Raw genomic sequence first — 24,858 nt, forward strand, 5'->3', positions numbered from 1 at the left:
CCGCCCATCAATCCATCTTCGGCGGCTTCAACGCATATTCCTTCGGCGGCGTCGCGCCCATCAGGTTGCGCACGAAGTAATCCCAGCGCTTGCGCGTCATGTAATAACCGGCCGTGGCGTAGCCATGGTGCGCATTGGGAATCAGCAAAAGATCGAAGTCCTTGTTGGCCTTGATCAGCGCATCCACCACCAGCAGGGTCTGATACGGCGGCACGTTGTCGTCCATGGTGCCGTGCGCGAGCAGCAAGTGGCCCTTGAGCTTGTCGGCATAGACCTGGTTGGCCTGCTTGTCGTAATTGCTGTTGCCGTCCTTGTCCTTCACCAGCAGGCCCTGCCACTTCTCGGCCCAGTCGTCCTCGTAGTTGCGGTTGTCGTGGTTGCCGCTCTCGGCGATGCCGACCTTGAAGAAGTCCGGGTACATGAACATCGCACCCACCGTGGCGTTGCCACCACCGGAATGACCCCACATGCCTACGCGGTCGAGATCGATCCACGCGTAACGCTTGCCCAGTTCCTTCAGGCCAGCGACCTGGTCAGGCAGCGTGTTGTCGATGATGTTGCCGAAATACGCATCGTGGAACGCCTTGGAGCGCCACGGCGTACCCATGCCATCGATGGCGACCACGATGAAACCCAGCTCGGCCAGTGCCTGATGATCGCCGCGCGCCGGCGTAAAGCTGCGCGTGCCGACGGATCCGGTCTGCGGACCCGGATACACGTAATCGACGATCGGGTACTTCTTGCTCGGATCGAAGTTCGTCGGCTTGAACATCAGGCCGTACAGATCGGTCTTGCCATCGCGCCCCTTCACCGTGAACGGCTCTGGCGCCTTCCAGCCGGAAGCGAGCAGGCGGCTGATGTCCGCCTTGGCGACCTCGGCCACGTTGCTGCCATCGAGCGCTGAGCGCAGCACCGTCACCGGCGGCACGATCGGCGTCGAATAGGTATCCACAAACAGACGTCCGTCCGGCGACAGCACGACGGCATGGTCCGAAGCCTCCGGCGTCAGCAGCGTCGGCTTGCCGCCGTCCAGGCTCACCTTCCAGAACTGCTGGTAATACGGGTTCACACCATCGGTGCGTCCCACGCCACGGAACCACAGCGTGCGCGTCTTGGCGTCGACCTTCAGCACTTCGGTGACATTGCCTTCGCCAGTGGTGATCGCGCGCTTGAGCTTGCCGGTCTTCAGGTCGTACAGGTAGAGGTTGCCCCAGTTATTGCGCTCACTGAACCAGATCGCCTCGTTGGTCTCCGGCAGATAGCTCCAGTTGACCTTGCCGTTGCCGCTCTCGTAGTAGGTCGGCACTTTCTCGTCGAACACCGTGCGCACGGTACCGGTCGCCGCGTCGGCGATATGGAACCAGGCCTGCTTGTGATCGCGCGAGGACGACACGAAAGCCAGCGTCTTGCCATCGGCTGCCCACTGCACATCGTCCCAGCCGCCATCGCGGCCACAGCTCACGTCGTCGCACAGCGTGGAGCGGTGCTGGTCGGGCGCCATCTTCAGGCGCACCACTTTCTTGGCCGGCACATCGATGATCACGCGCTCGATCATCGTCACATGCTCATCGCCCACCAGCGGGTACTTCCACTTCTCCAGCTTGGGATGGCCGACATTCGTCGTGACCAGATACATCTCGCCCGTCTTGCGCTGATCCTGCTGGAAGGTAGCGATCTGCTTCGAATCCGGCGACCACACCAGGATCGCCTCATCGCTATGTTTCCAGCCGGCGTTGTCGGTGGCGTAACCGAAATCTTCCACACCATCGGTGGTGAGCTGCGTTTCCGCACCCGTACCGGCATCGCGCAGCCACAAATTCCAGTTGCGGATAAAAGCTTCGGTCTTCTTGTCGGGCGACAGCACACCCGGCTCGTTGCCACCCTTCGCCGACGACTCCTTGGCGCCCTTGCCGGCGACACACACACCCTCCGCCTTCAGATCGCACAGGTAATGCTTGCCACGCAGGTTCACATCGAGGCGACCATCGGCGGTATCGCTGAAGTCAGTAATACCCAACTTCTTCGCATCCACCGTCTTGCCCGACACCTTGCTCAACGCCGCGGCGAACTTGGCTTGGTCAAACGCCGGCGAAGCCTTGCCCGCAGCATCCATGCGCAGATAGTGATCGCCGGCGGCGTCATGCTCGCGATAGCCGAAATGGCCATCATCCAGCCACGCCACCCCCTGTACCGCATGATCGACCAGCGGCACCGTGTTGTAACCCATCAGGCGCTCGGCCTTGGCGTAATCATCCGCCGTAAGCGTCGTCGTCTGCGCCACCGCGCCAGCCGACAACGCACTCAGCACCAGCGCGCCCAACAGGCGCGACCCGTCCATCTTCAAACCCATGCTTCTACTCCCCAAGGAAAGGCGTTACCGCGATGGCCCGCCGTGGCCGACACATCCAAACCCATGGATCGTAGTCCGGAGGTCATGGGCCGACCCCTGCCAGAAGTCCCTGGTGGGAAGGGGGAAGGCGATCGCAAGTACTCACCCCTCCCCAACCCTCCCCTGTAAACAGGGGAGGGGGCAGAAGCTTTACTAGGCGATGCGTAAGCGAGCCCGTAACGGGTCCCCTGTGGAGCGGTGAGGGTTGGACGATCAGGCCCCGAAGGGGGCGGCGGCATGGATGCCGACGCCTTTTCGACAGGACATGGATGTCCTGTCGAAAAGCCCGGCCAACCCTCACGAACTCGGAGGGCGAAGCCCGGAGAGCGCGCAAGAGGGGTGCCTTTTCTTTTGGTTACTTTTCTTTGGGCAAACAAAGAAAAGTGACCCGACTCGCGGCAGCGAGGCGGAAGCCCGCCGCAGGCGAGCCCGGTCGCGATAACGCGACAACCGAAGCACACCACTACTGGATCCCTGCCTACGCAGGGATGACGGCCGGGAGGGTGATGACGAACGATAGGCGTCAAGCAAACTTCATCAACATCACACCCAGCATGATCAACCCCAACCCCAACCACCCACTCCCCCGCAACCTCTCCCCAAACATCACCATTCCCAGCACCGCCGTAGCCATCAGCCCCACCCCACCCCAAACCCCATAAGCCACCGACAACTGAATACCCTCGATCGCATAGCTCAACGCCGTAAACGCCGCCAATGCACAGGCGATCGCAGCAACAGCCGGCCCCTTGCGCTCAAACCCATGCGACAACTTCATCAACACATTCGCCACTACTTCCAGCGCAATGGCGATGGCGAGATACAGCAAATGGATGGGCACGAACTCAGGCAGCATGATGCCCACCCTCGCTCGGCCGGCGCGGCGCCTCCTCCGTACCGTGCTCCAGCAGCACGATGCCGGCGATGATCACCGCGATCGCCACCACCTTGGTCAGGTTGAGCGACTCGGCGAACAACCACGCGCTGCACAGCGTGATCAGCACCAGCCCCAGGCTCTCCCACGCGCCATAGGCCACCGCCAGCGGAATGCGTTTCACCGCCAGCGCAAGTGTGGTGTAGGAGAGCACGAGCATCGCGTACATCACCGCCAGCCCTGCGGTGCGGGTGTCGTGATGGGCGCCGTATTTCATCGCCAAGGTGCCGGCGACTTCGGTCAGAATGGCGGCCGCCATGAAAAGCCAATAACGCATCGCATCCTCCTTTTGCGTTTTCGGCCATCGTAACCGCTCACACCCCCAGGACCCGCCATGACCGAGCCCACCAGCCCCTTGCCCGAAGCCCGCCTGCTGGAGATGGTCTTCCCCGACCATACCAACCACCTCGGCACGCTGTTCGGTGGCCAGGCGCTGGCGTGGATGGACAAGGCCGCCTTCATCGTCGCTTCGCGCTACGCCCGTCGCACCGTCGTCACCGCGCGCTCGGAGGAAGTGAATTTCCGTGTGCCCGTGCGCAAAGGTCAGCTGGTGGAACTGGTGGCGCGCATTGTCAGCGTCGGCCGCAGCTCCATGCACGTCGAAGTGGAAATGACCGCCGAAGATCCGCTTACCGGCGACCGCCGCGTCTGCACCACCGGCCGCTTCGTGATGGTCGCGCTCGACTCCAACGGCTCACCTACTCACGTACCCGCACTGGCACCGTAGGAGCCCACCCTGTGGGCGACCTGACCTCGCCAGAACTCGTCTCGCCGAGCTTTCGCGCACAGGGTGCGCTCCTACAAGGCAGGCGCGCGCCAACCTGAAACTCCGCGCATAAAAAACGCCGCAAGCCGGATCCGGCCCGCGGCGTTTCTATCGCCCCGCTCAGCTCTTCGACACTTCGAAGCCCTGCGTACTCACCGCCTTGCCGTCAAGCGAAATCACTACCTGATATTTACCGGTCGGCCACAGGCTCGGGTTGCGCACCTCGAACGTCGTCACCGCCGGACCATCGGTCGCGATCGACTGGCTGGTGCTGGTGATCGGCCGCGCCTGGCCATCCAGATACGTCCAGGTGGCGTTGAGCGTGACACCGTTCGTATTGCCCTGAGTAGCTACGCTGGCATAGATGGCCTTGTCGCTCGGCGCGAATCGGTTCCTGGCTTCGCTGACGCGATGATCGTCGGCAACCTGGTTGCCGATCGTCACCGCCGCGATACGGAATTCCGTGCTGGCGGGCACCGCCGTCGTCGGCGACGTGCCGCTGGTAGCCGGCTTCGTCGCTGGTGAATTGGTCGTGCTGCTCGGCGCGGGCGCGGTACTACTCGGTGCCGGATTCGCTGGCGGTGTGGTGGCCGGGGTGCTTGCCGGTGCGGCAGGCGCACTCGCGGCCGGCGGCGTCTCTTCGTGCTTGCCGCAGCCGCTGAGCATTAGCAGACCGGCAAGCGTGGTGGCGTACAGGGCGACGTGGGGGATGGAAGATTTCATGGCGGCATCCTTTAGGTCGATGAGTCATTAGCGACCGGAACTGGAAACCGGCCGCCCCCAAGTCACAGAAACTAGGACTCCTGGCATGAAGTTATGGTTAGCCAGATATCCGGCGACGACATCGCCTTTACGAATGCGTTCGTATCAATTCAGCTTACTGGCGCGCGCCGCGCGGATTGTCCGGCACCGCATCCACGCTGCTGCGGAATGGATTGATATCCAATCCACCACGCCGCGTGTAGCGCGCGTAGACGCTCAACTGCTGCGGCGCACAGCGCGCCATCACATCCACATAGATGCGCTCCACGCATTGCTCGTGGAACTCATTGTGATTGCGGAACGACACCAGATAACGCAACAAACCCGCTGCATCGATGCGCGCGCCGCGATAGCGGATCTGCACACTGCCCCAGTCCGGCTGCCCGGTCACCGGACAGTTGGAGCGCAGCACATTCGACACGAGCGTCTCCTCCACCACATCGCCCGGCGCGCCCGTACGCAGATAGTCCGCCTTGGGTGGGCCGTAGTCGTCGATATCGATCTCCAGCATATCGATCAGCTCGCCATCCAGATCGGCGATGCTGTGACCCTGCGCGCTCGCCGCGCTGAGCAGCACATCCACGGTGGCGCCCGCCGCGGCGGAGAGATCGCGGCTCAGCGTATCGATCAACGCCGTCGCATTCGCGATGCGTTCCTGCGCAAAACCATTGAGGTAGAGCTTGAACGACTTCGACTCGATGATGTTCGGCGACGTCGCCGGCACGCGGAACTCAGCCAGTGCCACTATCGGCTTGCCGCGCGCATCCAGCCAGGACAGCTCATAGGCGTTCCAGATATCGACGCCATGGAATGGCAGCGGCTCGCTTACGCCAATTTCCTCGCGCTTGAGGCTGCGGGGGATGGGGAACAGGAGGCTGGGGTCGTAGCGGTCGGCGTAAATGGTGGTTTTGCCGAGGGGGGAGTGTTCGGGGGTTGTCATGCGGGCATTTTAGTGGAATGCGCGGCGGGGAACGTGTTCTGGCGACACACTCTCCTACTTCGTCATCCCTGCGTAGGCAGGGATCCAGTGGCGTTGTCGCTCGGTTGTCGCGTTGCCCCGCACGGGTCCGCCTGCGGCGGGGTTTCGTCCTCCTGCCGGAGGCCGAGTTACTTTTCTTTGCTTGCCCAAAGAAAAGTAACCAAAAGAAAAGGCACCCCTCTTGCGCGCCCTCCGGGCTTCGCCCTCCGAGTTCGTGAGGGTTGGCCGGGCTTTTCGACAGGACATCCATGTCCTGTCGAAAAGGCGTCGGCATCCATGCCGACGCCCCCTTCGGGGCCTTTTCGTCCAACCCTCACCGCTCCACAGGGGACCCGTTACGGGCTCGCTTACGCATCGCCTTTTTTTCTTCTGCCCCCTCCCCTGCTCGCAGGGGAGGGTTGGGGTGGGGTAAGCCCTTGCGACGCCCTCTCAACCTCAAGCGTTATTGAGAAACTTCATCATCGCCTCCGTATAACGAGGCCCCGCTACAGCATCTGCCGGGAAGATCGCGTCGATGGCGGCGAGTTCGTCTGCACTGAGCTTCACATCCAGCGCGCCGAGGTTTTCATCGAGACGGTCCCGGCGCTTGGTGCCCGGAATGCCGATGATGTCGTCGCCTTGTGCCAGCACCCAGGCCAGCGCCAGTTGTGCAGCGGTGCAGCCTTTGTCGTTGGCGAGTTGTTTGACCTTCTCGACCAGGACCAGGTTGCGGGCGAAGTTTTCGCCCTGGAAGCGCGGGCTGCTGCGGCGGTAGTCGTCGGCTTCGAAATCATCGGGTGTGGTGATGGCACCAGTGAGGAAACCGCGTCCCAGTGGGGAATAGGCGACGAAGGCGATGCCTAGGCGACGGCAGGTTGCCAGCACATCGTTCTCTTCCGGATCGCGTGTCCACAGCGAGAATTCGCTCTGCACCGCGGCAATGGGATGCACTGCATGTGCGCGTTCGAGGTTGGCAGCGGAGACTTCGCTCAGGCCGAGATAACGCACTTTGCCAGCGGCCACCAGTTCGGCCATGGCGCCGACGGTCTCCTCGATCGGCACTTTGATATCCGTGCGGTGCTGGTAATACAGATCGATATGGTCGATCCCCAGCCGCTGGAGGCTGCCTTCGACGGAGGTGCGCACGTAGTCGGGGCTACCGTTGACGCCACGAAATTGCGGGTCGTCCTGTCGGCGCACGATGCCGAACTTGGTGGCGACAAAAGCCTGGTCGCGGCGATCGCGGATCGCTTTGCCGACCAGGACCTCATTGGTGTGCGGGCCGTAGACGTCGGCCGTATCCAGCAGATTGAAGCCGCGTTCCAGTGCGTGGTGGATGGTGGCGATGGATTCGGCGTCGTCGCGCACGCCGTAGAACTCGCTCATCCCCATGCAGCCCAGGCCGAGGGCGGAAACCTTGGGACCGTGTTTGCCGAGCAGTCGCGTTTGCATCAGATGGACTCCGGTGGTGGGAAAGTGCGCTTATGCTGCGCTTGCACAGCCTGTCGATAAATGCTCAATAATCGACATATCTGTTTCATAATGGCCAACAATCCATGGACCAGCTCCAAGCCATGCGGGTGTTCACGCGCATCGTTGAACTCGGCAGCTTCACCCGCGCCGCCGACGACCTCAGCCTGCCGCGCGCCACCCTCACCCACACCATCAAGCGGCTGGAGGCGCGGCTGGGCGCGCACCTGCTGCAACGGACCACCCGCAGCGTCCGCCCCACCCGCGACGGCGAGATGTATTACGGCCATTGCGTGCGCCTGCTGGCGGACCTGGATGAGGTCGAAGCGGATTTCCGCGAAGCGGCCATCCAGCCGAAAGGACGCATTCGTGTAGATGTACCGGGCACGCTGGCGCGGCATCTGCTGGTGCCGGCGCTACCCGCCTTCTTTGCGCGCTACCCGCAGATCGAGCTGGACATCGGCACCAGCGACCGTTTTGTGGATCTGGTGCAGGAGGGCGTGGACTGCGTGCTGCGCTCCGGCGAACTAGGCGATTCGAGCATGGTCGCGCGCCGCGTCGCGACGCTGGAACAGATCACCGTGGCCAGCGCCGCCTATGTAAAAAAGCACGGCATGCCCGAAACCCTGGCCGCACTGCAGGAAGGACACGTCGCGGTGAACTGGGCCTCACCCAACACCCGTCGTTCCACACCGCTGGAATTCCGGGTCGGGCGCAAGCTGCGCGAGGTGATCATGCCGTCGCAGGTCACGGTCAACGGCGCTGACGCCTACCTCGCCTGCTGTGAGGCGGGCCTTGGCATTGCGCAGTTCCCGCGCTATCGCATCGGCCCCGCGCTGGCCCGCGGCGATCTGCGTGAGCTGTTGCCGGCGTTTCCGCCTCCCGTGCTGCCGCTGAACGTGCTGTACCTTCGCCAGCGCCAGCAACCATTGCGCTTGCGTGTATTCATCGACTGGCTGGCGGAGAGGCTAAAGGACATACGCTGATCCCCAGCCTTGCTTACTTCACTCCTACCCGCACATCCGTTGCGACCCAGTTCACTTCCCACGTCTTGCCGCCGTCATCGGAAAACGCCTGCTCAAAATGGCACGAGTCCGCCGTGATGTCTGAAATCACGAAGCGCACGAGAATCGCGCGATCATTGAAAGTTTCCTGATCGATAAACTCGCCACGCCCGTTCTTGAACTCGCCAATCGTGGGCGTGCCCAAAGTGCCGCCCTTGCTGCTGGCAACATTGAGGCTCCACTGATGCGCCTGCGGGTTGTACAGGCGTAGCGACAGCAGCTCGAGATGCCCGGCTGAGCCATCGGCCTCCAGCTCCACCAGATTGGCGCGGCCATCCCACACTTTGCTCACCACGGTGGTACCGTCGTACTCGGCCCATGCCTGCGAGCCACTCAAAGGATGAAGCAGCCGTTTGACGTGGGTCTTCCAGGTGCCGATGTGGAAATCGAAATCGTGTTGCCCGTCGCGTTGGGCGGGAGCGGTTGCTTTGCCCGCACCGGTCTGCGCGAAGACATCACCGGCACCCAGGATCAGGCTCGCCGCGCATAGCACGCCGAGCCAACGGATTTTCATGTCAGCCGCCATCTGTCGCTCCCGCCATGAGTCGTCGAAGCCGATCCGATCAAGCCATGCGCGTGTAGCGCATCACCCAGTTGGTTTCCCAGGTCTTGCCCCCGTCGGCGGAGTACGCCTGCTCCCATTGGCAGGTCGCATGGTCGATCGGCTTGAACAGGCCGCGCAGCTTGACCGGCTTGCCGTCGAAGGTGTCATCGGAGAGGAACGTGCCAACACCGTCGATGAAGCGGCCCAGACCCGGCGCATCGATGCTCGTGGGATTGCGCCCGTCGAGATACCAATCGGCCCAGGTGTTGGTCTTTGCATCGAAGGCGCGCAGCCCCATGCCGCGATAGGTGCCGCCCGCGCGGTTCACCACGCTCTCGTTCAAATTGACGATACCGCCGAGCAGCGACTGGCACTTCGTGCTGCCGTCGAACTCCTCCCACTCGTCGCTGCCCACCAGCCAATGCTTCAGCCGGCGATGTTTGACATGCCAGTCGCCGAGAAAGAAATCGAAGTCATGTTGCGGGCCCTGCCCGCCTGCCGATGACTTGGTCGCGCTTTCCGCAAAGGCCAGATCCACACTGCCCAGCGTTATGAGTGCCGGAAGCGCCGAGAGCGACCACTGGATGACGCGGCGACGATCGGGATTGTCGGTCTGCATGGTTTCACCTTGGGGATAAGGAGGGGGAGCATCGGCACCAGGCAGCGCCGCCAGACTCAACTCGTGCGGGAGAAATAAGCGATCCAGTTCGTCTCCCAGGTCTTGCCGCCATCGGCCGAATAGGCCTGTTCCCACTGCAGCGTGGTGGGCGTGATATGCGACCACTGGAAGCGGACCTTGATCGGCTTTCCGTTGAAGCTGTCATCCGAATAGAAGGTGCCTATGCCGTTCTCGAAACGGCCCACCACCGGCACATCGATCTTGGTGGGATCGTTTCCATCCAGCCACCAGATCGACCATTGCTTCGATACCGGATCAAAAGCACGCAGCGTGACACCGCGATGCACGGTGCCGTCCGGCATGGTGAACACGTTCTCGGTCATGTTGCCGCGCCCATCGAGCAACGGGCGGACCACCTGTGTCCCCTCGAACTCCACCCACTCCTTGCTGCCCGCCAGCCGCTCCTTCAAACGGCGCTGCTTCGAATGCCAGGCACCGAAAAAACCATCGAAGTCATGCACGTGGTCGACGGCCGGCGCCGGCTTGGCCACCGCATCGGCCGCCGGCATGGCGGGCGTTGGCGCCGCCAGCAAACACCCGGCACCGATGCCGGCGAAGACAACGATCAACGCGCCACGGCGCGCCAGCGAACGGGAGAAAGCCATGCGCCCACCTTCCATCGGAAGCCAGCGCAAAAAGTGCGCCCCCTCGACGGGGACGGGAAGAGCCATTTACGCGCCCGGCGCTAGGCCACTCTTGGGCAACACCACGCGAATCACACCGCGCCGGCAATGTACTCGCGCAGCCACTGATGCGCCGGGTCGCGATGGGAGCGTTCATGCCACAGCATCGCCATCTGGTAACCCGGCACCTCCACCGGGGGCTCCACCACCTGCAGCGCGCTGACATCGCGGACCAGTCGCGCCGGCAGCATCGCCACCAGATCGGTATTCGCCAGCACCGACCTCACAAACAGGAAGTGCGGCACTGAAAGCACCACCCGCCGCTTCAGACCCGTCTGGGCGAGTACCTCGTCAGTGACACCTCCGAAGCCCCCGCCATCCGGCGACACGATCACATGATCGAGTTTGCAGAACTGCGCGAGCGTCGGCCGCCTTTTCAGGCGCGGATGGCCCGCGCGTCCCACCAGCACATACCGCTCCGTAAACAGGGGTCGGCGCCGCATACCGGAGGGCGCCCCATCGGTGGTGTGAAACGCGAGATCGATCTCGCCCTGCTCCGCCTGTCGTGCGATGCGCTGTGGCGCGAGTTCCAGCACCGCCAGCCGGGTGTCGGGCGCCACCGAACGCAACCCGCGCAAGACAGGCAACACGATGGTCGATTCACCGTAGTCCGATGCGGCAACGCGCCAGGTATCGCTGGCCTTGGCGGGATCGAAAGGGCTTGCAGGCGACACTGCGCTTTCCAGCGCATCGAGCGCCAGCCGCAAAGGTTCACGCAATGCTTCGGCCCGTGCCGTCGGCCGCATGCCGCGCGGCCCCGGCAGCAACAGCGGGTCGCCGAAGATATCCCGCAGCTTGGCCAGATGGACGCTTACTGAAGGCTGCGAGAAGTTCAGACGCTGCGCTGCGCGGGTCACGTTGTGCTCCGACAGCAGCACATCCAGCGTGACCAGCAGATTCAGATCCAGCCGGCGAAGATTATTCATCGCTATACCTGAAATATTGGAAATTCATTTCCAATATACCTGTCGGCACCCTAGTTTGCCCTCGTCCAAGCCTGAGGGTTCCGCCATGCATGTACTTCTCGTCTACGCCCACCCCGAGCCCCAGTCGTTGAACGGCGCGCTCAAGGATTTCACCGTCAAGCGCCTCGAAGCGGCCGGTCACACCGTGCAGGTTTCCGACCTGTACGCGATGCAGTGGAAAGCCACGCTCGACGCCGACGACACGCTGGAACGAAAGGACGGCGAACCCTTCCACCCGGAGCGCGACTCCAAGCACGCCTTCGAGAACGGCCTGCAAACCCCGGATATCGCGCGCGAACAGGACAAGCTGCGCTGGGCCGATGCCGTCATCCTGCAGTTTCCGATGTGGTGGTTCTCGATGCCGGCGATCCTGAAAGGCTGGGTGGAGCGCGTTTACGCCTACGGCTTCGGCTATGGCGTGGGCGAACACTCCGACACGCGCTGGGGCAATCGCTACGGCGAAGGCACGCTGGCCGGCAAACGCGCCATGCTGATCGTCACCGCCGGCGGCTGGGAATCGCACTACAGCCCGCGCGGCATCAACGGCCCCATCGACGACCTGCTGTTTCCCATCCAGCACGGCATCCTCTACTACCCTGGCTTCGATGTGCTGCCGCCGTACGTGGTCTATCGCACCGGCCGCACCGACGAGACGCGCTTCTCGACGATTTGCGATGCGCTGGGCCATCGCCTCGATGACCTATGGAAGACACTGCCGATTCCGTTTCACCCGCAGAACGCCGGTGCCTACGACATCCCGGAATGCACCCTGCGCGCCGACATCACGCCGGGCGAAGTCGGCTTCGCCGCGCACGTCGCACCGCCCGCACTCCGCGTCGCCGCGAAGGGCTGACAAGCCTCTGTTTTCGCCACCCCATATAGTTGACTCGGTCAACTATATGGGGTGAACTGGCGCCTCGCCGTCACGAGGTGCGCCATGACCGATGATCTGCTGACTGCTCAGGCCGAAACCGTTCGCGGCTTCAACCGGTTCTACACCCGCCAGATCGGGGTTCTCGACGAGGGGCTTCTCGCCAGTCCGTTTACATTGACGCAGGCGCGGGTGCTGTTCGAGCTGGGTACCCGCAAGACGGTGACAGCGCGCGAGATCGGCGATGTGCTGGGTCTGGATGCCGGCTATCTGAGCCGCATCGTGCAGAACTTCGCTTCGCAGGGACTCATCCGCCGCGAGTCATCGCCCGAAGACGGCCGCCAGATCGTGCTCTCCCTCACCGCCGAGGGACGCAAGACCTTCCGCGACCTCGATCGGAAATCTCACGCGGTCGCCGCGGCACATCTTTCGGGCCTGTCGACACCGCGCCGCGCGCGCGTCCTGGCCTTGATGCAGGACCTCCAGCGTACGCTGTCGCCCGAAGCAGGCGACGGCACGCTGACCATTCGCACCTACCGTGCCGGCGACATTGGCTGGGCCATCGAACGCCACGCCCGAATCTACACCGACGAATTCGGCTGGAACCAGGACTTCGAAGCCCTGGTGGCCACCCTGTTCGCACGGTTCGCCACCCAGCACGATCCCGCCACGGAGCGCTGCTGGATCGCCGAAGTCGATGGCGAGCGCGTCGGCTGCGTCTTCGTCGTCCGCAACGAGGAACACCCGAACACCGCACAACTGCGCTGCCTGCTCGTCGATCCGAAAGCACGCGGCCTCGGTGTCGGCAAACGCCTCGTCGATGAATGCCTGGCCTTCGCCAAAGCCGCCGGCTACACCAGCATGCTGCTATGGACCAACGACATCCTCACCTCAGCCCGCCGCATCTACGAAGCCGCAGGCTTTGCGCTGGTCAAAGAAGAACGCCACCACAGTTTTGGGCATGATCTGGTGGGGCAAATCTGGAGGCGCGATCTTTGAAACCTGAAGACCTGCAATGGCTGGTCACCATGACCATGCCCTATGGCAAGTATCAGGGCCGCCTTATCGCCGACCTGCCCGGCGCCTATCTGGCATGGTATGCGCGCAAAGGCTTCCCGCCCGGCAATCTCGGCAACCTGCTCGCCTTGGCCCTCGAGCTGGATCACAACGGCTTGAAGCCGCTGCTCGATCCGCTGAGAAAGCGTCAGTAGATGGACCGGCGTATGCGGACTTGGGGTTTTCCGTTGGCAACACAAGCGTGGTTACGCCTGCTTTCGACCCGTAGCGGATATTTGCTGCGCGGCTAACTGAAAGGTAATCAATGCCCGACTTTTCTTGGCCATTTAGCATGAGAGGCGCCATCTTCGTCATGGTGCTCTACGTATTCATTTTCCACTTCCTTGCTAGAGCCGTGTTGGCCAAGATTAGTCGGCAGATACCCCGTTACTTCGAGGCTGGTGACGAGAACGGAAATCTGCCTATAGGCATGGAGACTTCCATGGCGATCTTGGAAATGCTTTTTGACGGCGATCTTCCAGGGCGCGACTTCGGACAGTTCGTGCGAATCGGCCTCTATGTCGCACGTGTGATGCTGGCTTTCTACATTCCACTTGCAGGATTCTTGCTCTACTCAGCTTGGCAATGAGAAAGGATTACGGATGTCCGCTTCTGGACCAAAACGAACACTTTCTCGCCCTGGTTAAGCCACTCACGCAGCAGAAGCTTGGTCTAAGTTCGATCAACCAGATCCACGGCTGGCTATTCGCCAGCGACCCCAAAAAAGCTTGCTCCGGGAGATGACAATGAAGGGAAGGGTTCGTACGGCATCCATTGTTCCGGTGTTTCTCCTCGCTGCCCTCTGGCCCTTTTCCGCCAGCTTCGCCAGCGAAGACTTGAGAACCGACGATGGATTGCTTGCGTTCGTACTGCACAACGACATGGTGTTGGCACGGGCGCTGGAGACATGCCGGAATGTCTCTGTCGTCAGGTCAAGCGACAAAGGCCACGTGGATTTCAACCTCAGAGCCGAATGCGCCATCAAGGACAATCGCGAAGAGAACGCGGACTGTCCTGCGTACAACGTTGACGCCTCCGGCACCCTCGATACTCCAACGCAAGCCACTGTGCGCAAGATGACTCTGAACCTCTTGTGCTCGGCCTAGATGCGCGAGACGTCGCAACACATTCACGGACATCGTCGCCCATGCACATCGCCATTCTTACGTTCCAGGGATTCAACGAGCTCGACTCACTGATCGCCTACGGCATCTTGAATCGGATCAAGAGGCCGGACTGGCGAGTCACGATTTCCTGCCCGGAGCCCGAGGTTACGTCCATGAATGGCGTGACAGTACGCGCTCAGTCCACCCTCGAGGACGCCGCCTCAGCCGACGCCGTTATTGTCGGCAGCGGAATCCAGACACGGCAGATCGTCAGTCATCCCGAATTGATGGGTCGACTCAAGCTGCAGCCAGATCGCCAACTGATCGCATCTCAATGCTCGGGTACGCTGATCCTGGCCAAACTTGGACTATTGGGTAATGTCCCGGCGTGTACGGACCTCACCACCAAACCCTGGGTAGAAGAAGCCGGTGTAGAGGTTCTCAATCAACCGTTCTTTGCCCGCGGCAACGTGGCTACCGCGGGCGGCTGTTTTGCGTCTGCTTACCTGGCCGGCTGGATCATTGCGCGGAGCGTTGGACTGGAAGCCGCAGCTGACGCGCTTCACTACGTCGCCCCCGTTGGGGAGAAAGAGGCCTTTGTTGCTAATGCGCTCAAGAACATTGAGCCCTATTTAGAGACGATGCCAGCTCGCGGCGCGGCTTAGTCCAGGCGTTCGATGTAGGCTTCCGACCCGAAGCACACATGGCGAAATCAAGCCAAACCTGTGGTCGGCATGGATACGGAAATACCGAATGACGAATGACGATCGCACCAAGATAGTCCAAGGGAAAACGCCGGAATCCGCGAAGATGGTGGCCAATGTCAAACGAGCGGGAATGATCACCGCCGCACTCAACCGTTTGACGTTCAACGATGCTGACGACATTCGCGCCTTGTTCGGCGAGCTCATCGGTCAGCCGGTAGATAAGAGCTTCATGCTGATTCCGCCCTTCTACACCGCCGGCGGCGACGAAATTCGCGTAGGGCGAAATGTTTTCATCAATCAGAACTGCACCTTCTACGATCTTGGTGGCCTCCACATCGCGGACGATGTGATGGTCGGGCCAAATGTAAGTCTCATCACGACGGGCCATCCTTTAGACCCGTCGCAGCGCCGGTCCGTCACCATCGGAAAGCGCATCGTGATTGAACGAAACGTCTGGATAGCAGCCGGCGCAACCATCATCGGTGGCGTGACGGTGGGTGAGAACTCGGTTGTTGCTGCAGGCTCGGTAGTCACCAAAGATGTTCCCCCGAATAGCCTGGTCGGAGGAAATCCAGCGCGATTCATTCGCTCCGTCGGTGGCTAAACACCCGGTGATTTGGTCAGGTGTGCTCTAAAGACTTGCCGCCGAACAAGGCGAACTGCTCCGCTGCATCGCGTGGAACTCGATAGACAAGCCGAGATCATCCTGCGTGGGCGCGAGAATGGATTCGCCAAACGGGCCGCGGTAAGTCGCCAGCTTGCGCTCGTAGCCGCGCTCGGCCCAGCGCTGCGCACGCCCGATGTCGGCGACCCCGAAGCTCACGCCCAGAATGCGCGGACCGCCGCTCGTCATGGTCTGCTCGGCCAGGCCCGCGCCGTCGGGCTGGAGCGCCAACAGCGCGGTCGGACCGACCGGCACGCAGAATCCCTTCGCGCCGACCGCGGGCAGCTTCACCGGCACCGCGTGGCCGAAGCCCATCTTCTCGAGCTGCCGGCGATCGGCATCGGCATCGGCCGATACCAGCCATATCGACGAGAGCTCGCGCGCCCCGTTGGGATGCTCGCGCGTCGCGCGGTAGTCACCGGTATTGGCGGGGTCGAACTGGTCGGGGGCGTAGTCGGCGGCGTAGTCGATGAAGAAAGTGCTACTCGACAACGGCGCATGGTCGAACGCGAACAGGCGCCAGCCCGGCTTTGCGCTGTCAGGGCCGGAGAAGAACGGCGTGACCGCGTAGTGCAATGCCTGCAACGAGCCATGGATCGCATCGAGCGATGAGGAACGGAAACCGAAGGCGCGCGCGCCTGGCCCGCCCTTCAGCGCCTGCTGGTCTTCCTTCATACCCGGATCGAACGTGGGGTCGGGCCGGGTGATGCCGAGCAGTTCGATGAAGCTGCTGTCCGAGAACCGGATATAGCGGTTGGCCACGCCACCGGGATCACGCCCGGGCCGAACCTGGAAGCCCAGCTTGACCGCCATGACCGACGTGACCTGATCGATTCCGCGTCCCCAGAGCAGGATGTGGTCGAGTCGCGTGGTGGAGGCCGGTGCGGGTGCGAGTGTGGGTGCCGATGTCGCGCCCTGCGCGGCCCCCAGACACAGCAGCCATGCCGAAACAAACAGGATCGAGCGCATGCGAATCCTCATGTGAAAGACGGTGATGGTTCTCTTGGGCAAGCCGCGGATGCCATGACGCTCGCTGCAACGGTTCGCCGATGCCGGATCAACCAGCCAATCGACGCACATGCCGATCGGCCGAAGTACTCCAAGGCGCCCTTTTATGGTCGGTCCGGCCGGCACCCGCAAGGACAATTTCCGGACAAAAACGGCCAGCGCGAAGGGGCTCCGCGCCTATGCGGTGCTTCGCGCCGCACACCCCTGTGTGCGACTCACTGCAATCAGGCGCCCACGCTTCGGCGCAGCGACTGGGGCGACATGCCGAAGGCGCGGACGAAGGCGCGTCGCATGCGGCTCGAATCGCCAAAACCCGTCGACGCGGCAATGTGGTCCAGGTTGAGGTGGCTGGTCTCGACCGCGATGCGGGCGGCCTCCAGCCGCAGGCCTTCCACCACCTTCGCCGGCGTCGCACCGATCTCGGCCACAAAGGCACGAGCAAAGTTGCGGGGACTCATCGCGGCGCGCTCAGCCAGTCGCTCGACCGTCATCGGTTCGGCAATGCGCGCGCGCATCCAGTTGATCAGGTCGCCGAACCGCCCGGTCTTGCCGCCCTGCTCCACCAATGCGGAGTACTGCGACTGACCACCGTGCCGTCGTTGGTGCACGACTAGCTGCTGAGCCGTGCGTCGCGCGATGCCGGGACCAAGGTCGTCTTCGACGAGCGCCAGCGCCAAATCGATCCCTGCCGAAATGCCTGCCGAGGTCCACACATTGCCATCCCTGACAAACATTCGGTCGGCATCGAGCCGCACGTCCGGATAGCGCAGCCGGAAGCGCTCGGCCGCGGCCCAATGGGTGGTAGCGCGCCGACCATCGAGCAACCCGGCTTCTGCCAGGAAGAACGCCCCGGAGCAAACGCCCGCCGCCCGGCGCCACGCATCATCACCGAGCCAGGCCACAATGTCCGCCTGATTCTCCTCGACCTGCGCCAGGTTGCCGCCCGATACGATCACCGTATCGAAACGCCTCTGCTCAATCGGTGCAGCCGTCAGGCACACACCCGACGAACTGCGCACAACCCCGCCGCCAGGGGCGAGCATGTTGACCGCGTAGCTGTCCGGCCGGAAACGTTCCGCCATCTCGAATACGGCGACCGGGCCAGCGGCATCCAGCAGCTGAAAACCCGGAAAAACGACGATGGCGATCTCGCGTCGCATAGTGGCAGTCGCATGACTCAATCCAGATCCGCGAAAGTGGCGTAACTGCAAGGCGGGCGTCAAGCTGATCGACGAAGTCTTGCGCTGCTTTTGGACTGCCGGACAATCTGGCGACGACTGCTGTCGACCTATAGCGGGCCAAAATGGACTGGTGGTGCACAGTAACCTCAGTAGCGGGGTCAACATGCGCATATGGAGAATCTGACGTTCCATCCGAACTGAGGATGGCACCCGCTAGGGCCGCCCTATGGGGCAGTTGGGCCTACAATCACCCGATGGATTATCAGCTTGTCATCAAGTTCTGGCGCAAGTCTCTGGCCGATGAAGCCTTTCTCGCAGCGATGGAGGGCAAGTTGAAGGCGGCATTGGGCAATGCCGTCGAACTGGAGGGCTACGATGTCAGCCCCAAGGAGATCAATCTTTTCATGCTCGCATCTGACCCGCGACATTCCTTTCGGCGCGCAAAAGACGTTCTGGAAGAATTGGGCGTTCTGAACGGCGTTTCAGCCGCCTTCCGCGTAGCAGGCGGCACCCGCTTCACATCCATCTGGCCGCTGCGCGCCACTCGCAAGTTCAGGCTGCCGTAGTGCCAGTGAAAGCCTGACAGTTCGTCAGGATTGACCTGGGATCTTTGCGATGGTGCGAAGATCCCTATCTGTAGAGCTTTACGGATTTGCAGTTTGGCTGCGATCTACCGCTCGCGAGATGCCGCCACGGCAACCTGGGAATGAGACGTCCAAGGCGCGACTCGACAGACTATGACCATGACCGAGGAAGTGACATGAGCAAGGGTATGGATTCAAAGAAAAGCGAAAAGAAAAAGCCGGCCAAAACGATGAAGGAAAAGAAGGCAGCCAAGCAGGAAAAGAAGCGGAACGCGAAGTAAGCAGGCCCCTTAGCCCCGAAGACACTCGCCCTGAGAGTGTCTTGCGGAGGCAGTCGCTCATTCGCGCGCCAGCGTTCGACGGCGCCAATGTCTGCTTCCGATTCAAAGCGGACAGGCCAGCCTCGTGAACCTCATGGGCGACTCCTCTCCATAGATCGCCCATCAACCGGCAAGCCCGTCCCATGCCATCAAGCGAAGAACGGACATGGCCGCCGGATTGCCACGATCACCCGATAGCCACATCCGTGCGGTTCCGCTTGAAAGTCAGCCAGAGCGCGGACAACAGGAAGTACAGGCCGCCGAACGCAGCGTAGGGCGCTAGCTGGGCAATAGTGGGCGCCGCTCCGAAAGACTTGGCGGCGAAGAAAACGCCCGCCAGGGCCGACTGCGCACCGCTGATCATCATGAAAGCCTGGCCGCCAAGCTTGCGGCGCCGAATGCCCACTGCCAGCTGGAACAGGCCTGCAAGGAGCGCCCAGACGCCGAACACCAGCACACCGCCTGCGTTGCCGCGCAGAGCAAAGGCGACGGCCATGCACGCCGCGGTGACGATGCTGGTGAGTGCGTTGAACTTCTGACCGGGATTGACCTGAAGCCCTCCGCTTCGCTGCGCGTCGATCACATTGGCGAGCGCATCCCAGGCGGGATAGATCACGAGCAGCGCGCCCACCACGAGCGCCGGCGCCGACGCTGAAAGGGAAGCGAGCGCAACCCAGGCGAAGGCGGCGCCGGCGCGGAGGAAATAGAAGTTACGAAGCGAGTTCATGGGGAGTGTCCGTGGATAAGAGATGACAACCTACTAGTAGGTAGATTCTTATGTCAAGAAGGTCTTATGGGAAGCCATGAGCCTTCGAGTGGTCTACCTAGTGGTAGAATGGCCTCAATGACAACGCAACAGAAACTCATTGATTCGGCCCGCCACCTCATCCAGACCCGCGGATACAACGGCTTTAGCTACGCCGATGTCGCCGAAGAGGTTCAGGTACGCAAGGCGAGCATCCACCACCACTTCCCGGCCAAGTCCGATCTGGCGAAGGCGGTGGTGGAACAGTCCCGTGCGGTTATCGTGGAGCAGGCGCATGCGCTCGACGGCAGTGCCTTTGATCCCGATGAGCAGCTCCGCATGTACACCGGATATTGGGAAAAGTGCATTGCCGATGCCTCCGCGCCGTTCTGTGTAGCGGGCATGCTCGCCAGCGAATTGCCAACGCTGCCTGCGGACCTTGCTCACGAAGTGCGCGCGCACTTTCGCGACTTGTCCAATTGGCTGGAACTCGTGATGACCCGAGGCGCGCAACTGGGGCGCTTTCAATTGCAGGGATCCGCCCGCCAGGAGGCGGAGTCGTTCATGGCCATGGTGTATGGAGCCATGTTGGCGGCAAGGGCCTATGGCGATCCCAAAGTCTTCAGCGACATCGTGGCGAGTGGACTGAAAAGGCTGGCGCCCTCCGGCGCACGCTAGTCTGCGCGCATCGCGGTCCGCGACAGGCATTGCTCTGGTGCTTGGCGGCAATTCGGCCTGCCTCGTCAACCATCCGTCGAGCGCGTGACGGCCTCCCATCGGTCGATCTCCGCGGTCAGCAAAGACAATTTCTGCCGAACCAGATCGATCGCATCGCTTCCGAGCAATAGATGCGCTGGTGGCGAGTCGCTGGCGATCACATCGAGCATTACTCGCGCTGCTTTTGCGGGATCTCCAAGCTGCTTGCCGCTCTTTTGCTTGCGCGCCTCACGGATCGGATCGAACAGTCCGTCGTAATCAGGAATGGAACGAGGCGCCCGGACCATCGAACGTCCGGCCCAGTCGGTGCGGAACGAGCCAGGAGCCACCGCCGTCACCGCAATGCCAAGCGACTTCACTTCGTTGCCGACGGCTTCGGAAATACCTTCCAGCGCGAACTTGCTGCCGCAGTAGTAGGCAATGCCAGGCAGCGTGTTGTGGCCACCCATCGACGTGATGTTGAGGATATGTCCCCTGCGTCGACGACGCATGTAGGGCAACACGGCCTTCATCATGGCCACGGCGCCAAAGACATTCACATCGAACTGTCGCCGCATCTCTTCCAACGATGACTCCTCCAGAATGCCTTCGTGTCCATACCCAGCGTTGTTGACCAACACGTCGACGGGCCCAGCGGTCTTCTCGATGTCGGCAACAACGCCATCGATCGCATCGAAGTGAGTGACATCGAGAACACGCCCGATGGCATCTCCTGCCGCAAGCGCTTCAAACTCATGACGCGCCTGCTCACTTCGCACGGTGCCAACCACGCGATGACCCATCGTCAGCGCTTCCTGTGCCAAGGCTCTGCCGAAGCCACTAGTGACCCCGGTAATTAGCAAAGTTTGGGTTGCCGACATGGCGATGGTCCTCTGGCTCGCGAATGTGGCTTGCACAATAACCATTGGCGGAGGCATCTTTTACGCCAGATCTTCTGGACTTCTTGCCCATTCCTATGAGCCGCCGCATCCCCGCGAAGGGTCTTGAGCCGATAGACGAAAGCCGGCGCATGGCGGACCTTGCCCTCCTGCTCGCACCGCAGGAGGGATACAACCTTACGGCGCTGCCTGGCGTGCGCATCCTGCGCTCGGATCGCGCCCTGTCCCGGACGCCGGTCTTGTACGACCCCGGCATCGTGATCGTGTGCCAGGGTCGCAAGCGCGGATATTTTGGCGACCAGGTTTTTGTTTACGACGAGCAGCATTACCTGGCTGTCGCCGTGCCAGTCCCGTTCACCATGGAATCCGATGGCACTCCTGGGCGCCCCTTGTTGGCCATCTATATGCATCTGGACTTTCGGATGGCCGCCGATCTGATGATCCAGATCGCTCATCATCCATCGCCCCTTGCTCAGGATGCGCCGCTCAGCATGATGTCCAGCCCGATGGACTCGGCGCTGCGGAGATCCGTTCTGCGATTCCTGGAGGCCATGAGCCAACCATTGGACGCAGCGATTCTCGGGCCAGGTCTCTTGCGCGAACTTTATTTCCGCGTGCTCACCGGTGCCCAGGGCGCGGCGCTTCGCTCAGCCCTGGGAATGCAGGGGCCATTCGGCAAGATAGGAAAGGCACTTCGCCACATCCACGTTGCCTATGCCCAGCCGATCCATCTGGCGCAACTGGCCAGAGAGGCTGACATGAGCGTGCCCACGTTCCACAGCCATTTCAGGTCGGTAACCCGAACCTCGCCGATGCAGTACTTGAAGTCGACGCGCCTGCATCAGGCCCGCCTGTTGATGGTTCGCCAAGGCATGACGGCGGAGGCAGCTGGCTATGCCGTGGGGTATGCCAGCGCGTCGCAATTCAATCGAGAGTTCAAACGGCTCTTCGGTCTGCCACCCCTGGCGGAAGTGAGGCGCATGAGGGAGGCCTTTGCGATACCTCCTGAGCAAGCGGCGTCGGATTACGTTTCATCACATTGAAACGGTACGGCACGACCTCTGAGTGCAGAATGGTGGCCATGCCGCGCCCCGTACTGAGCGCTCGCTTTCAGACACGGTCAGGCTGGCCGATAAATCTGTGCCATCGAGCCGAGCGGAAAGACCTTCGAGCTGACCAGTTTGAGCGGCCTCGGCGCAGGCAGGTCGGAGAAGATCGGCAGGCCTTTGCCCAACACGATCGGATAGACCATCAGCATGTACTCATCGACCAGGTTCTGGGCGACGAGGCTACGCGCGAAGCTGGCGCCACCAAGGGCGATGATCGGCTTGCCGTCCTTAGCCTTCAACCTGGCGATTTCCTCGGCCAGGTCGCCGCTGGCCACGTAAGCCTCCGCCCAGCTTTCCGCGCCGGGTTGAAGTTGCCCGGCCTGGGCGTCCCTGATTCCCTTGGCAGCCGTCTCCAGAATCGCCGGCCCCCGTTTTGAAAAGACCGCCTTGGGGATCTGGTTCATCGGCGGCGCGAACACCATGGTGGACGTTGGCCAAAACGGGGCCATGTCCTGAAAGGAACGGCTGCCCATGATGATCAGGCTGGCGTTCCACATGTTCTCCACCTTCCAGGCTATGGCATCCTGGTCACCGCTGAATACCCATTGGTTGTTGCCATCGGCACTGCTTACGAAGCCATCGAGCGACATAGCCATGGACAGGATCAACTTCCTCATTGCTTTCTCCTCGCGCCAGTCCGACCCAGGAGCGGGCCAAATCCATCGGTTCCGGCCACTCGTTTTCGCCAAACGCAGCGAATCACGATCATGCCGGCTCCGAGCCATTGCCGGCCTTCGCTATCACGTCGAACGACGGAAACCGAATTCGACAAGTCGTCCGGAAAATTTGGGGGACCGGCACCCATCAAACCATGCTCGGGGAGCATCCAGGATGTCGAGGTTCGGCAGTGGCATGTCTGCGCCAATAAGCCGGGGCGCAGTCCGGCCTTTCCAAAGACCCTGACGAAATCGGCGCGCCAGGCCCGAGGCGCGAGTAAACTCATCCGCGTGCCGTTCGGTTTGCCCTGCTTCCTTGGAGTATGGCTATGAGTGCGGAAGGCCTTGATGCTGGTGTATCTCCTCCGATTCCCCTCGCGGTTTCGGAATCGCGCAAGGTCATCTATCGGCACTCGCTGCCGATTCGGATCATGCACTGGATCAATGTTGTTGCACTGACGTTGATGCTCTTCAGCGGACTGCAGATCTTCAACGCGCACCCGAGCCTGTACTGGGGCAATCGATCCGACGAAGGGACCGAAATTCTGGCCCTGGACGCCCGCCACGATGCGGCGGGAAACCTGGTGGGTGTGACGCGTATCGGGCGGCATGAGTTCGTCACTACCGGCGTGCTTGGCGTCTCGAGCGGGAAGGATGGCAACCCTCAAGTGCGCGGGTTTCCATCCTGGCTCACCGTACCCGGCCCGCAGTGGCTGGCGATGGGGCGCCGCTGGCATTTCTTCTTTGCCTGGGTGTTTGTGCTGAACGGGCTGTGCTACGTCGGCTACGCCATGGCGACGCGACACTTGCAACGAGACTTGTGGCCCACCGGGGCAGACTGGCGCGGCATAGGGCGCTCCATTGTCGATCATCTGCGCTTTAAACACCCGCACGGTGAAGAGGCGCTGCGCTACAACATTCTGCAGCGGCTTGCCTACCTGATCGTGATCTTCGTATTCGGTGTGGGCATCGTGCTGATGGGTCTGGCCATGTCACCACGCATGGATGCTGTGCTCTCGCCCATGGTCGAAGCCGTCGGCGGTCGGCAATCAGCCCGGACCATCCATTTCATCATCGCCTGGGGCTTCGTCGTTTTTGTACTGATCCATCTTTTCGAAGTGTTGATCAGCGGCGTATTCAACCAGCTGAGGGGCATGATCACCGGCTACTTCGCGATCAGCACCACGCACGTCGAGACGAGTGCTCCGAGTCAGGACACTCCCAGTGAATCCGCACCGCCGGAGGAACGCCCCCATGACTGACCGCCGATCGTTCCTGCGTATGGCCATCGTGGGCGCGGCTGGCATCCTCGTTGCCGGCTGCGACCGCATTTCACGAACCGTGTGGGGCCCTAAAGTGCTCGGCAAAGCGGAGGGCCTGAATCGCCGCGTGCAAGCCTTGCTATCGCCATCCAGCAGCATGGCAAAGGAATACACCGAAGCCGACATATCGGCGGTGTTCCATCCCAATGGCACCACCATGCCGACCACGCCTGCTTATCAGGCTCTGATGGCCAACCATTTTCGCGATTACAAATTACAGGTGGACGGGTTGGTGAGCCGGCCGGCCATGCTTTCGATTGACGACCTCAAGCGCCTCAACATGTGCACGCAAATCACCCGGCACGATTGCGTGGAGGGCTGGAGCGCCATCGGGAAATGGCAGGGAACGCTGCTTTCCGCCGTGCTCGATCACGTTGGCGTCGATCCGCGGGCACGCTTTGTGGTGTTCCACTGCTTTGACGACATGGAAGAAGACACGCCTTACTACGAGAGCATCGACATCGCCGAGGCCAGACATCCGCAAACCCTCTTGGCCTTCGCATTGAACGACAAGCCGCTGCCTGTGCCGAATGGCGCTCCACTTCGCCTGCGAATTGGGCGTCAGCTCGGCTACAAACAGGCGAAATACCTGGCCCGCATCGAACTGGTCAGTTCGTTCGAGGATATCGGCGACGGTCAGGGCGGTTATTGGGAGGATCAAGGCTACGAATGGTATGCCGGCATCTAATACGCAGTCGCAACCCAAGGCTGACCTTCCAA

The 24,858-nt window shown here is 61.9% G+C and carries 29 protein-coding genes; 14 read left to right on the forward strand and 15 right to left on the reverse strand.

Annotated features, from left to right (window positions below; genetic code table 11):
• Positions 1 to 7: 7 nt before the first annotated feature.
• The 3 genes from ISS97_RS08585 to ISS97_RS08595 form a co-directional block, all read right to left on the reverse strand.
• Positions 8 to 2,350: a S9 family peptidase gene (locus ISS97_RS08585; protein WP_379985247.1), complete on the reverse strand. Its 2,343-nt coding sequence runs from the start codon at positions 2,348 to 2,350 to the stop codon at positions 8 to 10.
• Between the two features lie 562 nt (positions 2,351 to 2,912).
• On the reverse strand, positions 2,913 to 3,245 hold the full coding sequence (gene mdtI, locus ISS97_RS08590) for a multidrug/spermidine efflux SMR transporter subunit MdtI (protein WP_379985246.1): 333 nt from the start codon (positions 3,243 to 3,245) through the stop codon (positions 2,913 to 2,915).
• On the reverse strand, positions 3,235 to 3,600 hold the full coding sequence (locus ISS97_RS08595) for an SMR family transporter (protein ID WP_379985244.1): 366 nt from the start codon (positions 3,598 to 3,600) through the stop codon (positions 3,235 to 3,237). The genes mdtI and ISS97_RS08595 overlap by 11 nt, the downstream gene beginning before the upstream one ends.
• A gap of 57 nt (positions 3,601 to 3,657) precedes the next feature.
• On the opposite strand from ISS97_RS08595, the gene ISS97_RS08600 reads away from it, so the two are divergent.
• Entirely contained in the window at positions 3,658 to 4,050 is a 393-nt protein-coding gene (locus ISS97_RS08600) for an acyl-CoA thioesterase (protein ID WP_379985243.1), read from the forward strand.
• Positions 4,051 to 4,209: 159 nt separating this feature from the next.
• Here the strand turns inward: ISS97_RS08600 and ISS97_RS08605 are convergent, their stop codons facing one another.
• The 3 genes from ISS97_RS08605 to ISS97_RS08615 form a co-directional block, all read right to left on the reverse strand.
• Complete coding sequence (locus ISS97_RS08605; protein WP_379985242.1) at positions 4,210 to 4,812, reverse strand: hypothetical protein; 603 nt, start codon at positions 4,810 to 4,812, stop codon at positions 4,210 to 4,212.
• Positions 4,813 to 4,966: 154 nt separating this feature from the next.
• Positions 4,967 to 5,791 carry an NADPH-dependent 7-cyano-7-deazaguanine reductase QueF gene (gene queF / locus ISS97_RS08610; RefSeq protein ID WP_379985241.1) on the reverse strand — a complete coding sequence of 275 codons (825 nt, stop codon included), beginning with the start codon at positions 5,789 to 5,791 and terminating at the stop codon, positions 4,967 to 4,969.
• Between the two features lie 474 nt (positions 5,792 to 6,265).
• A complete protein-coding gene (locus tag ISS97_RS08615; protein WP_379985240.1) occupies positions 6,266 to 7,261 on the reverse strand; it encodes an aldo/keto reductase in 996 nt (331 codons plus the stop codon).
• 104 nt (positions 7,262 to 7,365) lie between these two features.
• Between ISS97_RS08615 and ISS97_RS08620 the strand changes: the two genes are divergently transcribed.
• A complete protein-coding gene (locus ISS97_RS08620; RefSeq protein WP_379985239.1) occupies positions 7,366 to 8,265 on the forward strand; it encodes a LysR family transcriptional regulator in 900 nt (299 codons plus the stop codon).
• 13 nt (positions 8,266 to 8,278) lie between these two features.
• Here the strand turns inward: ISS97_RS08620 and ISS97_RS08625 are convergent, their stop codons facing one another.
• From ISS97_RS08625 to ISS97_RS08640, 4 genes are all read right to left on the reverse strand, one after another.
• Positions 8,279 to 8,857: a hypothetical protein gene (locus tag ISS97_RS08625; RefSeq protein ID WP_379985238.1), complete on the reverse strand. Its 579-nt coding sequence runs from the start codon at positions 8,855 to 8,857 to the stop codon at positions 8,279 to 8,281.
• Positions 8,858 to 8,906: 49 nt separating this feature from the next.
• Entirely contained in the window at positions 8,907 to 9,506 is a 600-nt protein-coding gene (locus ISS97_RS08630) for a hypothetical protein (RefSeq protein ID WP_379985237.1), read from the reverse strand.
• A gap of 56 nt (positions 9,507 to 9,562) precedes the next feature.
• A complete protein-coding gene (locus ISS97_RS08635) occupies positions 9,563 to 10,171 on the reverse strand; it encodes a hypothetical protein (protein WP_379985236.1) in 609 nt (202 codons plus the stop codon).
• A 110-nt stretch (positions 10,172 to 10,281) separates the two neighbouring features.
• Complete coding sequence (locus ISS97_RS08640; protein WP_379985235.1) at positions 10,282 to 11,175, reverse strand: LysR family transcriptional regulator; 894 nt, start codon at positions 11,173 to 11,175, stop codon at positions 10,282 to 10,284.
• An 85-nt stretch (positions 11,176 to 11,260) separates the two neighbouring features.
• Between ISS97_RS08640 and ISS97_RS08645 the strand changes: the two genes are divergently transcribed.
• From ISS97_RS08645 to ISS97_RS08675, 7 genes are all read left to right on the forward strand, one after another.
• On the forward strand, positions 11,261 to 12,067 hold the full coding sequence (locus tag ISS97_RS08645; RefSeq protein ID WP_379985234.1) for an NAD(P)H-dependent oxidoreductase: 807 nt from the start codon (positions 11,261 to 11,263) through the stop codon (positions 12,065 to 12,067).
• A gap of 84 nt (positions 12,068 to 12,151) precedes the next feature.
• Complete coding sequence (locus tag ISS97_RS08650) at positions 12,152 to 13,084, forward strand: bifunctional helix-turn-helix transcriptional regulator/GNAT family N-acetyltransferase (RefSeq protein ID WP_404580074.1); 933 nt, start codon at positions 12,152 to 12,154, stop codon at positions 13,082 to 13,084.
• Positions 13,081 to 13,296: a DUF3820 family protein gene (locus ISS97_RS08655; RefSeq protein WP_379985231.1), complete on the forward strand. Its 216-nt coding sequence runs from the start codon at positions 13,081 to 13,083 to the stop codon at positions 13,294 to 13,296. The genes ISS97_RS08650 and ISS97_RS08655 overlap by 4 nt, the downstream gene beginning before the upstream one ends.
• 137 nt (positions 13,297 to 13,433) lie before the next feature.
• On the forward strand, positions 13,434 to 13,730 hold the full coding sequence (locus tag ISS97_RS08660; RefSeq protein WP_379985230.1) for a hypothetical protein: 297 nt from the start codon (positions 13,434 to 13,436) through the stop codon (positions 13,728 to 13,730).
• Positions 13,731 to 13,887: 157 nt separating this feature from the next.
• Entirely contained in the window at positions 13,888 to 14,247 is a 360-nt protein-coding gene (locus ISS97_RS08665; RefSeq protein ID WP_379985229.1) for a hypothetical protein, read from the forward strand.
• A gap of 41 nt (positions 14,248 to 14,288) precedes the next feature.
• Positions 14,289 to 14,912, forward strand: a complete 624-nt coding sequence (locus ISS97_RS08670; protein ID WP_379985228.1) for a DJ-1/PfpI family protein — start codon at positions 14,289 to 14,291, stop codon at positions 14,910 to 14,912.
• A gap of 88 nt (positions 14,913 to 15,000) precedes the next feature.
• Entirely contained in the window at positions 15,001 to 15,558 is a 558-nt protein-coding gene (locus ISS97_RS08675; protein WP_379985227.1) for a sugar O-acetyltransferase, read from the forward strand.
• 27 nt (positions 15,559 to 15,585) lie between these two features.
• Here the strand turns inward: ISS97_RS08675 and ISS97_RS08680 are convergent, their stop codons facing one another.
• Positions 15,586 to 16,587 (reverse strand): VOC family protein, encoded by a 1,002-nt coding sequence (locus ISS97_RS08680; protein ID WP_379985226.1) that lies wholly within the window; start codon positions 16,585 to 16,587, stop codon positions 15,586 to 15,588.
• A 263-nt stretch (positions 16,588 to 16,850) separates the two neighbouring features.
• On the reverse strand, positions 16,851 to 17,786 hold the full coding sequence (locus ISS97_RS08685) for a GlxA family transcriptional regulator (protein WP_379985225.1): 936 nt from the start codon (positions 17,784 to 17,786) through the stop codon (positions 16,851 to 16,853).
• A 275-nt stretch (positions 17,787 to 18,061) separates the two neighbouring features.
• Between ISS97_RS08685 and ISS97_RS08690 the strand changes: the two genes are divergently transcribed.
• Complete coding sequence (locus tag ISS97_RS08690) at positions 18,062 to 18,373, forward strand: hypothetical protein (protein WP_379985224.1); 312 nt, start codon at positions 18,062 to 18,064, stop codon at positions 18,371 to 18,373.
• 525 nt (positions 18,374 to 18,898) lie between these two features.
• Here the strand turns inward: ISS97_RS08690 and ISS97_RS08695 are convergent.
• The gene (locus ISS97_RS08695; RefSeq protein WP_379985222.1) at positions 18,899 to 19,438 is read right to left on the reverse strand and encodes a hypothetical protein; all 540 of its coding nucleotides are present in this window, start codon (positions 19,436 to 19,438) and stop codon (positions 18,899 to 18,901) included.
• Positions 19,439 to 19,504: 66 nt separating this feature from the next.
• Here ISS97_RS08695 and ISS97_RS08700 point away from each other — a divergent pair, with 66 nt between their 5' ends.
• Complete coding sequence (locus ISS97_RS08700) at positions 19,505 to 20,134, forward strand: TetR/AcrR family transcriptional regulator (RefSeq protein ID WP_379985221.1); 630 nt, start codon at positions 19,505 to 19,507, stop codon at positions 20,132 to 20,134.
• Positions 20,135 to 20,199: 65 nt separating this feature from the next.
• Here ISS97_RS08700 and ISS97_RS08705 read toward each other — a convergent pair whose 3' ends face one another.
• A complete protein-coding gene (locus ISS97_RS08705; protein ID WP_379985220.1) occupies positions 20,200 to 21,033 on the reverse strand; it encodes an oxidoreductase in 834 nt (277 codons plus the stop codon).
• Between the two features lie 95 nt (positions 21,034 to 21,128).
• Here ISS97_RS08705 and ISS97_RS08710 point away from each other — a divergent pair, with 95 nt between their 5' ends.
• Positions 21,129 to 22,094, forward strand: coding sequence for an AraC family transcriptional regulator (locus ISS97_RS08710; protein WP_379985219.1), 966 nt, complete (start codon positions 21,129 to 21,131; stop codon positions 22,092 to 22,094).
• Between the two features lie 77 nt (positions 22,095 to 22,171).
• On the opposite strand, the gene ISS97_RS08715 is transcribed toward ISS97_RS08710, so the two are convergent.
• Positions 22,172 to 22,777, reverse strand: a complete 606-nt coding sequence (locus ISS97_RS08715; protein ID WP_379985218.1) for a dihydrofolate reductase family protein — start codon at positions 22,775 to 22,777, stop codon at positions 22,172 to 22,174.
• A gap of 368 nt (positions 22,778 to 23,145) precedes the next feature.
• Here ISS97_RS08715 and ISS97_RS08720 point away from each other — a divergent pair, with 368 nt between their 5' ends.
• The gene (locus tag ISS97_RS08720; protein WP_379985217.1) at positions 23,146 to 24,078 is read left to right on the forward strand and encodes a cytochrome b/b6 domain-containing protein; all 933 of its coding nucleotides are present in this window, start codon (positions 23,146 to 23,148) and stop codon (positions 24,076 to 24,078) included.
• Positions 24,079 to 24,097: 19 nt separating this feature from the next.
• Complete coding sequence (locus tag ISS97_RS08725; protein WP_404580076.1) at positions 24,098 to 24,826, forward strand: molybdopterin-dependent oxidoreductase; 729 nt, start codon at positions 24,098 to 24,100, stop codon at positions 24,824 to 24,826.
• Positions 24,827 to 24,858 lie beyond the last annotated feature (32 nt).

Origin of the sequence: Dyella koreensis (assembly GCF_044904565.1) — a bacterium.
Taxonomy (GTDB): Bacteria; Pseudomonadota; Gammaproteobacteria; order Xanthomonadales; family Rhodanobacteraceae; genus Dyella_D; species Dyella_D koreensis.

Excerpts from the sequence above, each read along its gene's own strand:
- ISS97_RS08725 (WP_404580076.1), top strand. The coding sequence starts at position 24,098 with ATGGCCATCGTGGGCGCGGCTGGCATCCTCGTTGCCGGCTGCGACCGC.
- ISS97_RS08615 (WP_379985240.1), bottom strand. The coding sequence starts at position 7,261 with ATGCAAACGCGACTGCTCGGCAAACACGGTCCCAAGGTTTCCGCCCTC.
- ISS97_RS08685 (WP_379985225.1), bottom strand. The coding sequence starts at position 17,786 with ATGCGACGCGAGATCGCCATCGTCGTTTTTCCGGGTTTTCAGCTGCTG.
- mdtI (WP_379985246.1), bottom strand. The coding sequence starts at position 3,245 with ATGCTGCCTGAGTTCGTGCCCATCCATTTGCTGTATCTCGCCATCGCC.
- ISS97_RS08585 (WP_379985247.1), bottom strand. The coding sequence starts at position 2,350 with ATGGGTTTGAAGATGGACGGGTCGCGCCTGTTGGGCGCGCTGGTGCTG.
- ISS97_RS08710 (WP_379985219.1), top strand. The coding sequence starts at position 21,129 with ATGAGCCGCCGCATCCCCGCGAAGGGTCTTGAGCCGATAGACGAAAGC.
- ISS97_RS08700 (WP_379985221.1), top strand. The coding sequence starts at position 19,505 with ATGGGAAGCCATGAGCCTTCGAGTGGTCTACCTAGTGGTAGAATGGCC.
- ISS97_RS08675 (WP_379985227.1), top strand. The coding sequence starts at position 15,001 with ATGACGAATGACGATCGCACCAAGATAGTCCAAGGGAAAACGCCGGAA.
- ISS97_RS08665 (WP_379985229.1), top strand. The coding sequence starts at position 13,888 with ATGAAGGGAAGGGTTCGTACGGCATCCATTGTTCCGGTGTTTCTCCTC.
- ISS97_RS08690 (WP_379985224.1), top strand. The coding sequence starts at position 18,062 with ATGGATTATCAGCTTGTCATCAAGTTCTGGCGCAAGTCTCTGGCCGAT.
- ISS97_RS08635 (WP_379985236.1), bottom strand. The coding sequence starts at position 10,171 with ATGGCTTTCTCCCGTTCGCTGGCGCGCCGTGGCGCGTTGATCGTTGTC.
- queF (WP_379985241.1), bottom strand. The coding sequence starts at position 5,791 with ATGACAACCCCCGAACACTCCCCCCTCGGCAAAACCACCATTTACGCC.
- ISS97_RS08600 (WP_379985243.1), top strand. The coding sequence starts at position 3,658 with ATGACCGAGCCCACCAGCCCCTTGCCCGAAGCCCGCCTGCTGGAGATG.
- ISS97_RS08640 (WP_379985235.1), bottom strand. The coding sequence starts at position 11,175 with ATGAATAATCTTCGCCGGCTGGATCTGAATCTGCTGGTCACGCTGGAT.
- ISS97_RS08720 (WP_379985217.1), top strand. The coding sequence starts at position 23,146 with ATGAGTGCGGAAGGCCTTGATGCTGGTGTATCTCCTCCGATTCCCCTC.
- ISS97_RS08670 (WP_379985228.1), top strand. The coding sequence starts at position 14,289 with ATGCACATCGCCATTCTTACGTTCCAGGGATTCAACGAGCTCGACTCA.
- ISS97_RS08625 (WP_379985238.1), bottom strand. The coding sequence starts at position 8,857 with ATGAAAATCCGTTGGCTCGGCGTGCTATGCGCGGCGAGCCTGATCCTG.
- ISS97_RS08650 (WP_404580074.1), top strand. The coding sequence starts at position 12,152 with ATGACCGATGATCTGCTGACTGCTCAGGCCGAAACCGTTCGCGGCTTC.
- ISS97_RS08705 (WP_379985220.1), bottom strand. The coding sequence starts at position 21,033 with ATGTCGGCAACCCAAACTTTGCTAATTACCGGGGTCACTAGTGGCTTC.
- ISS97_RS08595 (WP_379985244.1), bottom strand. The coding sequence starts at position 3,600 with ATGCGTTATTGGCTTTTCATGGCGGCCGCCATTCTGACCGAAGTCGCC.
- ISS97_RS08660 (WP_379985230.1), top strand. The coding sequence starts at position 13,434 with ATGAGAGGCGCCATCTTCGTCATGGTGCTCTACGTATTCATTTTCCAC.
- ISS97_RS08695 (WP_379985222.1), bottom strand. The coding sequence starts at position 19,438 with ATGAACTCGCTTCGTAACTTCTATTTCCTCCGCGCCGGCGCCGCCTTC.
- ISS97_RS08620 (WP_379985239.1), top strand. The coding sequence starts at position 7,366 with ATGGACCAGCTCCAAGCCATGCGGGTGTTCACGCGCATCGTTGAACTC.
- ISS97_RS08645 (WP_379985234.1), top strand. The coding sequence starts at position 11,261 with ATGCATGTACTTCTCGTCTACGCCCACCCCGAGCCCCAGTCGTTGAAC.
- ISS97_RS08605 (WP_379985242.1), bottom strand. The coding sequence starts at position 4,812 with ATGAAATCTTCCATCCCCCACGTCGCCCTGTACGCCACCACGCTTGCC.
- ISS97_RS08715 (WP_379985218.1), bottom strand. The coding sequence starts at position 22,777 with ATGAGGAAGTTGATCCTGTCCATGGCTATGTCGCTCGATGGCTTCGTA.
- ISS97_RS08630 (WP_379985237.1), bottom strand. The coding sequence starts at position 9,506 with ATGCAGACCGACAATCCCGATCGTCGCCGCGTCATCCAGTGGTCGCTC.
- ISS97_RS08680 (WP_379985226.1), bottom strand. The coding sequence starts at position 16,587 with ATGCGCTCGATCCTGTTTGTTTCGGCATGGCTGCTGTGTCTGGGGGCC.